This is a genomic window from Psychroserpens citreus, from assembly GCF_055686305.1.
Map to the genome: position 1 here is coordinate 239,382 of NZ_CM145999.1, position 15,000 is coordinate 254,381.

The following is a 15,000-nucleotide window of genomic DNA, read 5'->3' on the forward strand; positions in this document are numbered from 1 at the left end:
TATTACTACTATCTTGTAAAAACCATAAAATGGACGAACACGTGGCAGAACAAAAAACGATTCCAATTACTACATCATCAGAAAAAGCTAGAGAGTATTTTGAAAATGCGAGATTTCAAGTTCAAAATGGAATAAATGGAAACCCTACAGATCTATATGAAAAAGCAATAGCATTAGATGATAAATTTGTTAGAGTTTACAATTTCATATCAATGTATTCTCGCGATGATTCTATAAAAAGACAAAATCATCAATTAGCAAAAAATATATGCATTTGGTTTCTAAGGAAGAACAAATGCTAGTAGATGCCACTGAGTTTAGACTAAATAATCCTGATGACATTTATGAATCAAAGCTATTTGAACTCGCAGATCTTTGTCCCTCAGACAAATATCTTCATCATAGCATTTGCTTTTTGTTATTTAGAAAAAATCCGAGCTTAGCCATAAAGGCTGGTAAAAAAGCTATTGAAATAGACTCAAATTATGGCTCAGGCTATAACATATTAGGTTATGCATATATAAACAATAAAGAGCTTGATAAAGCAAGTGAAGCTTTTGATAATTTTATAAGATGTGAACCAGAAAACGGCAATGCATATGATTCAAAAGCTGACTTAATGTTACAGTTAAAAAACTATCATGAAGCATTAAAACTAAAACAGAAAGCTTATGAATTGGATAATTCATTTGACTGGATTCCTGATGAATTAATCACAATTAAATCAAAATTAGATTCGCTTAAAAATTAAACAGGTTATTCTGTCTTATTACGTCATAAAAAACATTCTTATTTCTGTCAAGAACACACTCATTTAATATCTCATAAATAAGTATCATATTAACCCAATCAAGACACTTTGTTCTCAATTATGAAACAACTCCAACTAATAATTTTGATGCTGTCGCTCGTAACAATTAATGCCCAAAACAGGTATTACCCAAGTCTTTCCTCCTTAGTTGAATTAGAAGAACAATCTAGTATTCCTAAAGATTTAATATATCTCAAAAACTGGTATGATCAATGTGTAAAACATATCTACTATCAAGACATGCAGTTTAATAGTAATCCAAGAAATTCTGCAACATTCAAAAGTCTTGGGTTGATTTTCAGGAAAGACAAAGAATTTGAGTTTTACAAAAGCGGACTTCAAATTTCATTTGAAGTTGACCCTCAAAAAAAGGTAGATCCGGTAAGACTTATTAATAATCACTATTGGAATGGGTTGGCCTATGGCATTATAATCAATTTAGATGATTATAATCCTGAAGGTGATTTCTATCGTTTTTTAATTTTGAGACGTATGCAATCTATGAGTGAGGCACAAACCCTTGCCAATTTCATAAACGTATTTACCGAACCCAACAAAGACCAATCTGCTTTAGAGAAATTCATTGAGGATGTTAATAACGCTAACGAGATTAATGTAGTCTATAATAAAGACATGACCTTATCAGAATTGAGCAAGGCCATTAATAATGAAATGCCAACTGGCACAAATGTGTATTGGGCTCCATATAACACCTATATTAACACCAAAATTGAAAAAGACACAAGGATTAACTTGGAACGTTTTTTTCGACCTTTAAGTGTATACGATGTTGAAAGCACCATAAATGACAACATAACACCATATGGAGATCTAGAATTTGAGACAAAAAAAGTCAAATTAACCTTACCTAAAAAGTATTTTAAACATGTTTCTTCATCTTCTAAAAAACTCGTGAGTTTTTTCATTCATAAAATTGATTATGATTTAAACTATGATTATAAAAATAAAAACTATGAATTCTCAATGAAACTCTATCCAACAAAGGATAGTACAACGATAGAAAGCTATCGATTTAAATGTAAATACAAGGATTTTTTTGACAATCATAAAGAAAAAGTAAAACGAACAGAGGTGGGCCTTGAAAATATAGAATACGTTGAAATAAACTTTCGGCCAAAATCTTATTCCATTTCTATATCGACTAATGATATGAGGAATCTGGAATTCTATAAAGACTTTAAAGTAAATTAATTGTGAATCATTTCGGTTGTATAAATTTTATAATAATGGTGAGCATTGACATATAGAATTTACTATTCATGGGTCTTATTAAAGGGCTACTTCACACATTTCCTAGTGACTCATACTTTTTCACTAACTTAGTTGCTAAGCATTCTAAATCAATCGCAGACAATTTAGGTAGCATTAAAAATTTCAAAATCAAGTAAAAATGGAAGTAACAGTAGAGAAAAACGAAAAGGTTGCAAATATGATTTTTGGATCAATTTATCCACTCTATTTGAATAGACTGGAGAAAAATGGTAGAACAAAAGAAGAACTTAATCAAGTTATTAAATGGTTTACAGGTTTTGATCAAAAAACTTTAGACGCACTCATTGATGAAAAAGCAACGTATAGAGATTTTTTTCAGAAAGCTCAAATACATCCTAATGCGCATTTAATTAAAGGTGTTGTTTGTGGTTATCGAATTGAAGACATTGCCGATGAATTTAAATTGTATAAGCAATGTAGACAAATGGAAAAGTTAATTGATGAATTAGCTAGAGGCCGCAAAATGGAGAAAATTTTACGAGAAGAAAAGAAATAAACCTTCTATTTTATCATTATCTGATCGTTTGTCAATAAAAAATAGTCTAATCGCAGCTCACTACTATTTGTTAACTTTAACCTAGTCAGACAAGAACTCACAAGGCTCTGCTATACATCAATAAAAACGAAATGACTTTACCCAAAAAAAACTTCTTAAAAGCTAGAGATTTCATATTGACAAATGCAAGAATGATTGAAAGGCGTTTGTTTGAATTTTATTTTGAAAAGGGAGATAACAAAGGGGTTTATCACGCCGTTTATGCCTATAGAAATACAGATGGTGGATTTGGACATGGCATGGAGCCTGATACTGCGTCACCTGAGAGTCAACCTCTTTTTAGTATAATGGCACTCGAAACACTTGATGAGGTTGAGTATCTTACTAAAGATATTATTTTAAATGATTTTATGCCTTATTTTGAAAGCATAACAACCGAAAAAGGTGGAATTCCATGGATGCTTAAACCAAAAAGCAAATATCCTTGTGAAGCGCATTTTGAAACCGTAAAAGAGTGGAGTGCTTTGAGTACTACTGCCCCATTACTTGGAATGTTAGAGAAATATAACATTGATATTCCTTGGATGAAAAAAGCTGAAGAGTTTGTTTGGAGTGAGTTTGATAGACTAAAAGACAAGCACGTTTTTTGTTATTTATGTGTTCCGAGATGGCTTACATTTTTAAAAAACACCAAAAGTCAAAAGAAGGCTAAAAAAATCATTGAGAACTTGAAGACATGGATTTTGGTTGATGGTGTAATGTGTAAAGATGCATTAGACGACGGCTGGGGACTCTATGGCAAACCACATAGTTTAAATTATGCCGATTCTCCCGAAAGTATTCTATATTCCTTATTTACTAAAGAGACTATTGAATCTGATATAAAAGCACTAATTAGTAAACAAAAAGAAGACGGACGATGGGATACTTGGTATGGTATAAGCGAAGGCACTAAATTAGAATGGGCAGGTATTCAAACATTATGGGCTTTGAAAGTTCTGAAAAACTTCAGAAGAATTGAAAATTAACATTGAACAAAAGCGATTATAATAAACTACTAATCCAATGAAAAAGATATTTTATTACATTATGTTAATAACTACATTATCATGTTTGAATAAGACCGACTCAACTATAGATGTTGCTTATAAAAATAGTAATGTAAATGGCCTAAACATTAATTCTGAACTTCTTTCTAACATAATAAACGACATCAAAGAAGAACCTATTAAATTAAATCGTGAGGTTTGGACTTATGACAGAGAAGGAAATGAACAACACTACTTTTTGGATAAAGGATTAATCTTCAAATTTGTAAATGAAGAAAAAGCTCATTCAATTTTCAATAAATATTATAAGAACATAACTAAAGGAAATAACTACCTATTTCTCACTAATATGCAATTTGATAAATCATATAAAACCTACTATGACATTGTAATAATTGATGGTGCTGACCCTTTCAAGTTAATAGAACAAATTGGAACGAATGGAGTGAACTACGACATTTATAATCCAGACATTATTAAACAGTTAAAAGAATGGGATGAGCAAGTGAATTTTAAATTAGTTGTTATAGATGATTCAAGAATACATGCTTATATGACTAAACTCCCAAATGATATAAATACATTTACTTCCGAAGTTTATGAATTTTGTCCAGACGTTATTGACCAAGGATATAGCTCAATGGAAGACATGATTTTAGATTATAAAACAAATCAATATTTTTGGCTTTGGTGGGACTAAAAATAATTTAAGATAAAAAAGTGCTTCAAAAAATAAGATGCGAACATTCCTCACCTTCCAGGATAACAATCACTTTAAACAATTATGGTTTCAGCAAAAGAAATTGGATGGGTTATTAATCAATTTTGTGCTTCAAAGCAGTTAAACTTAAACTAAAAAATGGACAATAAATATACAGTAGGTAGTTTAATTTATGACGCGAACATATATGATGGTTTGAATACCAACTTAAATGATTTGCTTTTCTATAAAAATTGGCTACCAAAAAACAAGGAAGCACGTATACTCGAACTTTGCTGTGGTACAGGCAGACTTACAATTCCAATCGCAAAAGAAGGATATGATATTACTGGTGTTGATATTACACCTTCAATGCTAGAACAAGCAACAATCAAAGCTTCTGAAGCTGAATTAAATATAAAGTTTATCGAAGCAGATATGAGAAACTTAGAGTTATCAGAACGGTTCGATCTAATTTTTATACCATTTAATTCAATTCATCACCTCTACCTAAATAAAGATCTATTTAAAACTCTTAATGTTGTAAAAAAGCATCTTAAAGACCAAGGTTTATTTCTTTTTGATTGCTTTAACCCAAATATTAAATATATGGTTGAGGCTGAAAAAAAAGAACAAGAAATCGCACGCTATACTACAACCGATGGAAGAGACATATTAATAAAACAAATAATGCATTACGAAAGCAGTACTCAAATTAATCGCATCGAATGGCACTATTATATTAATGGCCAATTTGATTCTATTCAAAATTTGGATATGCGTCTTTATTTCCCTCAAGAATTAGATACATATCTAAAATCGAATGGGTTCAATATTATACATAAATACGGCAGCTTTGAAGAAGATACTTTTACGGATGATTCTGAAAAACAGATTTTTGTTTGTCAATAAGGAGCATTTATTAGATCCTGTAAAGTCTTCGATTTTACCATAAGGTTCATTTTCTTTTGTTAACTTAGTTGCATAACAACACATTCTTAATGAAAGAAAGAATATTACATAACCAATAAGAGATGAAAGGGATAAGCACATATTATATGGTTATAACTATAATTAGCTTCGTATTTGGCCTAAATGCGCAAATACAAATTGGAAATGATATCGATGGCCTATTAGCTGGTCATAATTTTGGTACTGGTGTGAGTATATCTGCAGATGGAGATATTGTTGCGATAGTCGGATTTTCTGGTATTCCTGGTGATGGACGCATTCGTGTATTTGAAAACACCGAAGATGAATGGGTGTTGTACGGAACTGATAATAATAATCAAAATTTTGGAGGTGTTGGTGCATTTAGTGTGAGTTTATCTGCAGATGGTAACACGATTGCTTTTAGTAGTTTAGGTGAATCTGTCAAAATATATAGTTATGATGCTAGTATAGGTGTATGGTCGCCAAAAGGGAATGCTATTACTAATAGCGCAACCATAAGTCATTTTGGATATAGTCTCAAATTATCAGCTGATGGCAATATACTAGCTATTGGAAGCCCTGCTTCCCCAATTGTGCCTGAAGCAGGTATTACGCAAATATTTCAGTTCGCATCTAATTCTTGGAATCAAGTTGGTAATGACATTGTTGGTTTAAATGCTACAGAACATTCTGGACGTAGTATTGACCTGTCCTCTGATGGCAATATCATCTCAATATTAAATGATAACGCTGTTAGAGTTTATCAAAATGTTTCTGATACTTGGACCATTCTAGGTAACGAAATCCCAGCTCAAGGAAGCCAGTTTCCAAATAAAGCGGTAAGTCTATCTTCTAATGGGAATATATTAGCTATTGGTGAACCAGATTTTACAGATGGTCTTATTCAACGTGGACGCGTAAGAGTTTTTAGCTATAATGATAGTGCTTGGTCACAAATTGGAAGTGATATAACTGGTGAAGTTGCCTATTACAGAACTGGTTCAAGCGTAAGTTTGTCATCTAATGGAGAACTATTAGCAATTGGCGAAATTGGAAGTTCTAACGATAATGGAACTGCAGATACTGGCCGTATTCGTTTATTTAAAAATCAAGGGCAATCTTGGGCGCAAATTGGAAATGACATATTTGGTGAAGGTAATTTAGACCACTCTGGGTCTAGCATAAGTTTATCCGCAAATGCAAATACTATTGTGATTGGTGCAGCTTATAATGACGGAAATGGGACTGATTCTGGACATGCAAGAATTTTTAACTTGAGTGATTTACTGTCTATTGATGCTTATAAACATCCAAAAATAAGTGTATTTCCAAATCCCGTAAAATCCCAATTAAACATAGGCTTACCAATAAATATCGAACTTAAAAATGCAATAATTTATAATAGTTTAGGTGCAGTAGTTTTATCAACTAAGAATAATATAATAGACACCTCTAAACTATCATCTGGTATGTATTATATTGAAATTAACACTATTAAAACTAAAATTATAAAAAAATTAGTGATTCAATAAACCAAGTAAAATCAAAACTCATATAATAAAATTCAAAATAACATCACATCTAAATTGATTTCTATAACATGAATAACAAACTCACCTACATCCTAATATGCGTATTAAGTATCACTCTATCATCATGTGGTCCAAATAGACATTTCATCAAAAATGATAATGGCAAATCCATTGATAAACGATTAGTAGGACAATGGAAAGGGAATGAGTCGGGCAATATTATTGAAGGCATGACTTCAGAGTGGACAATGATTAGAAACGTGGATGGCACATTTTCACTTGATGTAAAAGCAACTTTAGATAATGAAATTATAGAAGGAACCGAATTAGGAATATGGTGGATTGAAGATGGGCTTTTTCATGAGTTTCATAATGATTCTGGTAAAACAGATATTTATTATTATGAAATAATAAGTAAAACACAAATTAAGTTTAAAGCTAAAAAAATGTCATTTGAAGTTTTCAATGAAGATTATGAATTTATAGACACAAAAATATCTAAATAAACCATTCATTAAATTTATATTAGATTCTCAAAACATCAATTTTATGATATTACAAATAATCAAATTAAAGTCTAATCTACCAGAAGAAGATTTACTAAGTAGAGCAAAAGAACGTGAACCTCAGTTTAAAAAAATACAGGGTTTATTACAAAAATATTATGTAAAAATTGGGCAATCTGGTCAATATGGTGGTATTTATATATGGGAATCACAAGAAGCGCTAAATGCCTATCGAGAATCAAATTTAGCAAAAAGTATTCCTGAAGCGTATGAGATTATTGAAGCTCCAAGTATCGAAATGATGGATATTCTTTTTCAGCTTAGAGAATAATAAACTATACTGTTCTTTTTAAATTAATAGGTCTTTAAGGTCAAACCAAAAGTTAAAAATTGATCCTGTTGTTCTTGATTTTCAATAACAATACTTTCGTAGGTATGAAGATAGTTAACTTTAAAATTTAAAAACTTCCAAACTGGAAGTTCTATACCTAAATCGGCTTGCCAGCGATAATTATCACTTTTCTCAAGAGAGGGCTGTACATAACTCTCATGGCTTAAAATAAGTTTATTTTTAAACAATTTATATTTTCCATTAACCCAAAGCGTACCTCGAAAAGTATTTATTGACCTATTTCCATCATATACAGAACGGTTAAAATTAGTTTCGTCAAAATTTGTCTGCTCATATTCACAAGATAGAGAAAACTTCAGCCAATGATCTTTTTTATTCAATAACTGATAGGTAACACCAGCACCAAATAAACTACGTATGTCTATTTCTCTACGGAAATTTGTACTAACAAATCCTAATACAAATGGATAAAACTGTCGTTCTGGATTAAAATATAAAAAGTTCAAGCTTAAAATGTCTTCATCAGCTTTTTCTTTCCCAAATTCTTGATAGACATAGGAATTTTTAGTTTTAAATACCCATTTTCTCCATGGTTTATAACTTACATCAGATTTCGCTCTAAAAATCAAAGTTTCGACATTTCCGCTTTGCCAAAATCCTGTGATTGATAGGTTAGCTTTCAATTTTAGTGAGTCACTCTCGTTGATCTGTGCTGAAAGAAATAATGGGAAAAATAAGATAAAGTACAGAGTTTGCTTCATAACGTTTCACTGAAATTAAGACGTTTTTTTGAAGGTCGAAATATAATTATTTATCAGTTATTTTACACATTTAATTAAAAACATTACATCTCAAATGTTACATTTAATAAATCTATCATAAAAACAATTGAACTACACCTATTTAGACTTTGAAATAGTTTCTTTTGTAACTTAGTGCTACTTAATTATGAAAAGCAAATCAATACATCCATCAGAAATATTACAATGGTAAACATCAACTTTAACCATAAAACCTTTTCATTAATAGATAATTCAGAAAATGGTAAAGTCAGTTCAGATACGGTTTTTGAGTACCAACAAAACGGAAATTTGGTTACGGCCAATTATCATGGTGGCTCAGTAATCTATGGCAAAATTATCGCCTTGCACAAAGGCACTTATTTAGATATGCGCTATCAATGTCTTACTACAGATTATGAATTAAAAGCTGGCAAAGCCATTGCGAAAATTTCTGAATTAGAAAACGGAAAAGTAAAATTAAGTTTAAACTGGGAATGGCTTGATAGTGATAACCAAAGTGGAACTTCAGAATATATTGAAAACTAATACATCCATAGGTATTCTGGGTATTGGTGCAGTAGGCACAGTAATATCTTATTATTTGCAAGAGCAAACTTCTCATAAGCTTTACTATTTCAGTAGAATAAAAAAAACAGTCATATAAATCGTATAATGATATCCCTTTTTCATATATTCGAAAGCATAACTTTAACCAAATAATTAGTATAGATGAACACTAAAACTTACTTAAAACTAATAGGGATTTTTATTTTCGGTTTCGTCATGTTAACAAGCTGTAGTAGCGACGATGACAGCAGTGACAATGATGGACCAGGCAACACCAGTTTTACAGACAAATGGTGGTATGACTCTAACAATTTTGCTGCCGATTTGTATTTCAACTCAAACGGTAACTATGAACAATATGTTGATTTTGGTGGACTAGATGCTACATCAACAGGAAATTGGGATTGGGAAGATCAAGATGCTGGAATTATAAAAGTTACCGATTTAACAGGAGCTGGTCAAGCTATATCAGAAGTCTTTTTGAAAATTTCTGACCTACAAGAAAGTTCAATGACCATACAACAATCTCTTAACGGAACCGATTTTTCAATAGAAGTGTTTTACTTGGATGAAGAACCTGAAGATTGATTAAATTAATGTCTTAAAAATAGCTTGGGAGATAAATCATTTTCTAAGCTTTTTTTGTTTAGCCCCTTTAAGTTAACTCCTCAAAACTCAAAAAGCAAACCACCATGACAAAACGAGATTTTTTCAGAATAATCATTAAACTGTTTGCCTTATATCAGCTCATTATAACTATATTTTATTGGATTCCATCAAATTATATATACACTATATATGGTTTTGAACTCCTTCCAGTTATCGGATTACTAGTAATGACAGTATTGGCATTTCTATTTTATATCCTCATTATAAAATATACTGACAATATTCTTAATTTTATTAAAATTGATAGAGGTTTTGATGATGAAAAATTTGCTTTTAGCAACTTAAAAACCAAACAAATCCTTATACTAGGTATAGTGCTTCTTGGAGGTTATTTATTTATAACTCATTTAATTGAGTTTTTACAATACACATTTCTAGCTTTTAGAGACCAGGTGTCACGTAAAGGAGGGTATTTAGATATTGTTTTTGAATTTGGATCTACTGAAGATTATTTTAATTGGTTTTATTCTACTGCCAATCTTATTTTAGGCTATATTCTATTAACAAATTGCAAGAGAATAGCAACATGGTTAGATAAAAAAAGCACAACTTAATGATGTTGTGCCTTTTTCTGTATGTATTTATATGTTTTATTAATTATCTTGAATAGTTTGGTGCTTCCTTAGTAATAGTAACATCATGTGGATGACTCTCATTAATACCAGACGATGTAATTTTCACAAAACGTCCAGTGTCCTTTAGTGTTTGCACATCTTTAGCGCCACAATAACCCATTCCAGCTCTTAAACCTCCAACAAACTGATGTATACTTTCAACCAATTCTCCTTTATAAGGCACACGTCCTACAATACCTTCAGGCACTAACTTTTTAATATCGTCTTCAACATCTTGAAAATAACGATCCTTACTACCCTGTTTCATCGCCTCTACCGATCCCATACCTCTGTACGATTTAAATTTACGTCCTTCATAAATAATTGTTTCTCCTGGACTTTCTTTGGTTCCGGCCAATAAGGATCCTAACATTACACTGTCTGCACCTGCAGCAATGGCTTTAGGAATATCTCCAGTGTAACGAATTCCTCCATCAGCAATTACAGGAACTCCAGAACCCTTAATTGCGGCAGCGACTTCCAATACTGCTGAAAACTGTGGAAATCCAACACCAGCAACTACTCGAGTTGTGCAAATAGATCCAGGGCCAATACCAACTTTCACAGCATCTGCTCCTGCTTCAACTAAGTATTTAGCGGCTTCTCCAGTAGCTATATTTCCAACGATAACTTCAAGATCAGGAAATTTTTCTTTAATCGCTTTTAATACCATAACCACACCTTTAGTGTGACCATGAGCAGTATCAATGATAACCGCATCTACACCAGCCTTTACCAGAGCTGTAGTCCTTTCAACAGCATCGCCAGTTACGCCTATAGCGGCCGCAACTCGTAATCGGCCATAAGTATCCTTATTGGCAATAGGCTTTTGAGTTACTTTAGTTATATCTCTAAAGGTTATGAGTCCAGCAAGTTTATAGTTATCATCAACAATTAGAAGTTTCTCAATTTTGTTTTGCTGCAAAATCTTTTCAGCATCTTTTAATGAAGTACCTTGGGAGGATGTTACCAAATTTTCAGAGGTCATTACCTCAACAATTGGCCGATCATTATTATGTTCAAATCGAAGATCACGATTGGTAACAATTCCCTTTAATGTACCAGTATCATCTACAATAGGAATACCTCCAATTTTATGCTCTGCCATACTAAGCTTTGCATCGCTAACCTTTGCTGTCATAGGCAAAGTCACAGGATCTAATATCATACCACTTTCTGCCCGCTTTACCTTACGCACTTTCTCAGCCTGTTGATTAATGGTCATGTTTTTATGAAGTACACCTATTCCACCTTCTTGAGCCATTGCAATAGCCATTTTACTTTCGGTAACCGTATCCATAGCTGCAGAAACAACAGGGATATTTATGGTGATATTACGAGTGAACTTTGTTTGGATGTTAACTTCTCGTGGAAGAACTTCAGAAAATGCTGGAACTAATAGTACGTCGTCGTAGGTTAGACCTTCTCCAACAATTTTGTTTTCGTGTGCTGTCATGATGCAATTACAGTTATAATTGCGCACAAATATACGATTTTAATGTAGAATAATATGAAGTGTAGTTGAAATCTTAACCGAATACTACTTAGAGTAAAATAAAAATTTTATTACAATCTAGGACAACGTTTACAATTCGTCTTCCCTTTTTTCTTGTATTTTTTACAACATTTCGATTTCTTGTTGACATCACAATACAATACACATGAAGTGATGATAATAGGAGAACTGTCTATTGTTAATTCGTCTTGCATTATTTTAATTTATTCTAAATAAAGACAAATGTACAAAAAAAAGATTCCTAAAAAGGTATCTTAATTCATATAATTATTAACAATATGTTATTCGTTTTCATGAGCAGCCGCAATAGTATTAATGTCACGATCAAATAAGTAATGTCCAGATTTATCTGTACCTATAATATTTAATTTATCGAGCAAAGTTCTTGCCATAGCTTCTTCTTCAAGTTGCTCTGTTACATACCATTGCATAAAATTATGCACGTTATAATCTTTATGCTGTAAACATTCATAAATCACATGATTTATCTGCTCAGTTACAAATATTTCACTATCCAAAAACTTCTCAAAAAGTTCATTCAATCCATCAAATGCAGGTTTTGGTTGATCCAACTCAGGAATGATAACTTTTCCCCCTCTTTCGTTTACAAACTTAATAAGTTTGGTCATATGTAAACGTTCTTCTTCAGATTGACTGTAAAAGAAATCGGCCACACCATTATAACCTTCAGCATCAGCCCAAGAAGCCATTGCTAAATATTGCATAGAGGCTTGCGCTTCGTATTTAATTTGATTATTTAATAAAGTTTCTATTGCACTATTCATAGATTTTTATTTTTTACGAAGATAGTAATTTATGTTTGAAGCGTTTTTTTTGATACCAATACTTGGTACAGAATTATTGAAACAGATACTGTATAGGTTAGGGTCATTAAAGTTCCAGAAACCATTACAATATATTTCATCCATATGACGTCTTTCCAGAGAAAGTATAGTCCGCCAAAGGTGAGTAATACGGAAATAAATGGCTCAACAATTAAAAATGTTTTCAATGTCTTAGGAAGTCGAGTCGTTGTTAGTATAACTCCAATCAAAAAGAAAATAATTGACATCGATAAGATATGCCCATGAACAAGTGTTAGCATTTGCTGCTTGTTTTTTTTAAACTTCATCACAGTCGCATCCTCATCAGCTTCATTTCCTAAATATTGTTCTTCTATACCACTTGGATTAACAGAAGATGTTTCTCCAACAAATAATAAACCCGTGTAAAACCCCACACTCAATACCATAACGAATGCTACTATTAACATTTTTACTTCCTTTGGAAATGTATAAAGCATCCCGTTAAGTCTCATTATAGAATGTTTTTAGATTTTAAAACCTCAAGTGATTGGAGTAAATCATTCACTGCAGAAGTCATCGAACGAACAGAAATTGTAGCTCCTGCTATTGCTACAATATCATTAGGAAACTGAATGTCATCGGATGGTGTTTTTCCAATAAATTGTTTTAGCCATCGCTTACTTCCAATTTCACCACCATATTCTTCTCTGTAAATTAAAACTTTAGCCTTTTTAACTGCTAAATCATTATCTAATAAAATTAAATAATCAAATTGAGCTGTCTTACTTGGTGCCTTAGAAATATAAGCAAAACCAATTGGGTTATCTGCTGCCGTAATTTTAAAAAAATTGTCGACGCCAAATGCTGATGCCAAATCTTTTGTGTGTTCTTCAGGAATTTCAAAAGAATTAAATTCAAAATTTTCGACCTCATAGGTCGATTTAATTTCTTTAAGTACTTTTTTTTCAATCTTTTTAGAGATACCAAAAGATAAAAAAGTACTTATTATGAAGAGTACTAAAAGCTTTTTAAAATTCATGTAGCAAAAATATTAATTATATCTCTGTTAAAGTAATTAAAATGTTAAATAGCCAAAGTGAAATATTAAATTTCAACTTTAGCTATAAAACACTTAATTATATATTTTTAGAACCAAACTCCTATTCCAAAGTTTAATCGATTATCAACATCACTATTTTCCAATGCATTACTTCTAAACTGATAATCTCCTTTTAAAACTACGCCTGGAGCTATATGATAGCTTAAGCCTGTAGTTACATCTGTTCTATTATAGGCATCGTTTCTTGCCAAATCACCTGCTGTATCAGCATGAGTATCATAATTTTCATAACGTACAAAAGCAAATAATCGCTGTGCTTTGTCTTGAGGTAATAGATTATAAGCAACTTCTGCATAATACCCCATTAATGCACTTCCTAAATCACTATCCACTAATTCATTATAATCTTCTGTATCACTCAAAGATGCATAAATAAACTGTCCTCGAGCTGTAAATCTATTTAAAGCAAAACGTGCGTCAAGACCTACCATACTAATTCCAATATTAGCGCCATCTAGATCTTCTACATCATCGGCAGCTTGTGTCTTTCCAAAATAACCCGACAAGCCCAGACGTAATCCAGGTAAGCCATAATATTCAATTTTCGTTGACAATGTTGGGCTATCTACTGTAGATTTAATAGCTTTTTGACGGCCACCTCTTAAACCATTACTACCTTTTAAAAACCCTGTTACTTCACCATCACTATTGATTGTAGATTTAAATCCATTAAAAATATATGCTTGGTATGACAATGATTGTTCAGGAAGACGCCCTGTAACACCTATACCAATTTCTCTCCATGTTGTTGGAACAATTGCATTATCTACTGCTGGACGTTCAACACCATTAAAAGTTGTTGGTTCGTGAAATTCGTTTACAATACCCATTGGCACTAACATTAAACCACCTCGCAAGCTAACATTGTCTCCAACTGCATAGTTTACAAATGCTTGCTCTACAAAAACTTCTTCTACATGCTCCATTTCCAGTTCTGTGACAAATTGTGCTTTATCATTAAAACGGTATCCAAATAATAAAACTAGTCGTTGTACATCCATCTCTCCATTTTTACCTTCAGGCTGATTGTATGTGATTTCACCATAAGCACCAACTGTAACTGCCTTTCCGTAATTTCCAGATAAAATACGTTGTGCAGCATTTAATTGTTGTTGTGGGTTAAAAGTGATACTATCTTGAGATGTAGGTGTAACCTGTCCATAGATGATTACACTTGTGAAAATTGCAATAAAAGTAAATAATCTTTTCATTTGTTTTTATTTAGACTGAATATAAATAGTTGTTGTTTCAGTG

19 protein-coding genes are annotated in these 15,000 nt (G+C 31.9%); 13 read left to right on the forward strand and 6 right to left on the reverse strand.

Going from position 1 to position 15,000, the window contains the following annotated elements:
- Window positions 1–29: 29 nt before the first annotated feature.
- From ACTU6T_RS01240 to ACTU6T_RS01285, 10 genes are all read left to right on the forward strand, one after another.
- The gene (locus ACTU6T_RS01240; protein WP_460219443.1) at window positions 30–302 is read left to right on the forward strand and encodes a hypothetical protein; all 273 of its coding nucleotides are present in this window, start codon (window positions 30–32) and stop codon (window positions 300–302) included.
- Window positions 275–751 carry a tetratricopeptide repeat protein gene (locus ACTU6T_RS01245; RefSeq protein WP_460219444.1) on the forward strand — a complete coding sequence of 159 codons (477 nt, stop codon included), beginning with the start codon at window positions 275–277 and terminating at the stop codon, window positions 749–751. The genes ACTU6T_RS01240 and ACTU6T_RS01245 overlap by 28 nt, the downstream gene beginning before the upstream one ends.
- A gap of 120 nt (window positions 752–871) precedes the next feature.
- The gene (locus ACTU6T_RS01250) at window positions 872–2,023 is read left to right on the forward strand and encodes a hypothetical protein (protein WP_460219445.1); all 1,152 of its coding nucleotides are present in this window, start codon (window positions 872–874) and stop codon (window positions 2,021–2,023) included.
- Window positions 2,024–2,222: 199 nt separating this feature from the next.
- Window positions 2,223–2,600 carry a DUF2200 domain-containing protein gene (locus ACTU6T_RS01255; protein ID WP_460219446.1) on the forward strand — a complete coding sequence of 126 codons (378 nt, stop codon included), beginning with the start codon at window positions 2,223–2,225 and terminating at the stop codon, window positions 2,598–2,600.
- 131 nt (window positions 2,601–2,731) lie between these two features.
- Window positions 2,732–3,628 (forward strand): hypothetical protein, encoded by an 897-nt coding sequence (locus tag ACTU6T_RS01260; protein ID WP_460219447.1) that lies wholly within the window; start codon window positions 2,732–2,734, stop codon window positions 3,626–3,628.
- A 37-nt stretch (window positions 3,629–3,665) separates the two neighbouring features.
- Entirely contained in the window at window positions 3,666–4,349 is a 684-nt protein-coding gene (locus ACTU6T_RS01265; protein WP_460219448.1) for a DUF4253 domain-containing protein, read from the forward strand.
- 159 nt (window positions 4,350–4,508) lie between these two features.
- Window positions 4,509–5,261: a class I SAM-dependent methyltransferase gene (locus ACTU6T_RS01270; protein ID WP_460219449.1), complete on the forward strand. Its 753-nt coding sequence runs from the start codon at window positions 4,509–4,511 to the stop codon at window positions 5,259–5,261.
- A 146-nt stretch (window positions 5,262–5,407) separates the two neighbouring features.
- Complete coding sequence (locus tag ACTU6T_RS01275; RefSeq protein ID WP_460219450.1) at window positions 5,408–6,814, forward strand: T9SS type A sorting domain-containing protein; 1,407 nt, start codon at window positions 5,408–5,410, stop codon at window positions 6,812–6,814.
- Between the two features lie 68 nt (window positions 6,815–6,882).
- Window positions 6,883–7,320: a hypothetical protein gene (locus ACTU6T_RS01280; RefSeq protein WP_460219451.1), complete on the forward strand. Its 438-nt coding sequence runs from the start codon at window positions 6,883–6,885 to the stop codon at window positions 7,318–7,320.
- A 43-nt stretch (window positions 7,321–7,363) separates the two neighbouring features.
- The gene (locus tag ACTU6T_RS01285) at window positions 7,364–7,651 is read left to right on the forward strand and encodes a YdhR family protein (RefSeq protein ID WP_460219452.1); all 288 of its coding nucleotides are present in this window, start codon (window positions 7,364–7,366) and stop codon (window positions 7,649–7,651) included.
- A gap of 23 nt (window positions 7,652–7,674) precedes the next feature.
- Here the strand turns inward: ACTU6T_RS01285 and ACTU6T_RS01290 are convergent, their stop codons facing one another.
- On the reverse strand, window positions 7,675–8,355 hold the full coding sequence (locus ACTU6T_RS01290) for a DUF481 domain-containing protein (protein WP_460219453.1): 681 nt from the start codon (window positions 8,353–8,355) through the stop codon (window positions 7,675–7,677).
- Between the two features lie 303 nt (window positions 8,356–8,658).
- Between ACTU6T_RS01290 and ACTU6T_RS01295 the strand changes: the two genes are divergently transcribed.
- From ACTU6T_RS01295 to ACTU6T_RS01305, 3 genes are all read left to right on the forward strand, one after another.
- Window positions 8,659–9,000, forward strand: coding sequence for an avidin-fold protein (locus ACTU6T_RS01295; protein ID WP_460219454.1), 342 nt, complete (start codon window positions 8,659–8,661; stop codon window positions 8,998–9,000).
- Window positions 9,001–9,183: 183 nt separating this feature from the next.
- The gene (locus tag ACTU6T_RS01300; protein WP_460219455.1) at window positions 9,184–9,609 is read left to right on the forward strand and encodes a hypothetical protein; all 426 of its coding nucleotides are present in this window, start codon (window positions 9,184–9,186) and stop codon (window positions 9,607–9,609) included.
- A 104-nt stretch (window positions 9,610–9,713) separates the two neighbouring features.
- A complete protein-coding gene (locus tag ACTU6T_RS01305) occupies window positions 9,714–10,244 on the forward strand; it encodes a hypothetical protein (protein ID WP_460219456.1) in 531 nt (176 codons plus the stop codon).
- Window positions 10,245–10,287: 43 nt separating this feature from the next.
- Here the strand turns inward: ACTU6T_RS01305 and guaB are convergent, their stop codons facing one another.
- The 5 genes from guaB to ACTU6T_RS01330 all read right to left on the reverse strand — a co-directional run bounded on the left by guaB (window position 10,288) and on the right by ACTU6T_RS01330 (window position 14,957).
- Window positions 10,288–11,760, reverse strand: a complete 1,473-nt coding sequence (guaB, locus tag ACTU6T_RS01310) for an IMP dehydrogenase (protein ID WP_460219457.1) — start codon at window positions 11,758–11,760, stop codon at window positions 10,288–10,290.
- A gap of 341 nt (window positions 11,761–12,101) precedes the next feature.
- On the reverse strand, window positions 12,102–12,605 hold the full coding sequence (locus ACTU6T_RS01315; RefSeq protein WP_460219458.1) for a ferritin: 504 nt from the start codon (window positions 12,603–12,605) through the stop codon (window positions 12,102–12,104).
- A gap of 29 nt (window positions 12,606–12,634) precedes the next feature.
- A complete protein-coding gene (locus ACTU6T_RS01320; protein ID WP_460219459.1) occupies window positions 12,635–13,138 on the reverse strand; it encodes a hypothetical protein in 504 nt (167 codons plus the stop codon).
- Complete coding sequence (locus ACTU6T_RS01325) at window positions 13,138–13,665, reverse strand: FMN-binding protein (protein WP_460219460.1); 528 nt, start codon at window positions 13,663–13,665, stop codon at window positions 13,138–13,140. The genes ACTU6T_RS01320 and ACTU6T_RS01325 overlap by 1 nt, the downstream gene beginning before the upstream one ends.
- Before the next feature lie 107 nt (window positions 13,666–13,772).
- On the reverse strand, window positions 13,773–14,957 hold the full coding sequence (locus tag ACTU6T_RS01330; RefSeq protein ID WP_460219461.1) for a hypothetical protein: 1,185 nt from the start codon (window positions 14,955–14,957) through the stop codon (window positions 13,773–13,775).
- Between the last annotated feature and the right edge of the window lie 43 nt (window positions 14,958–15,000).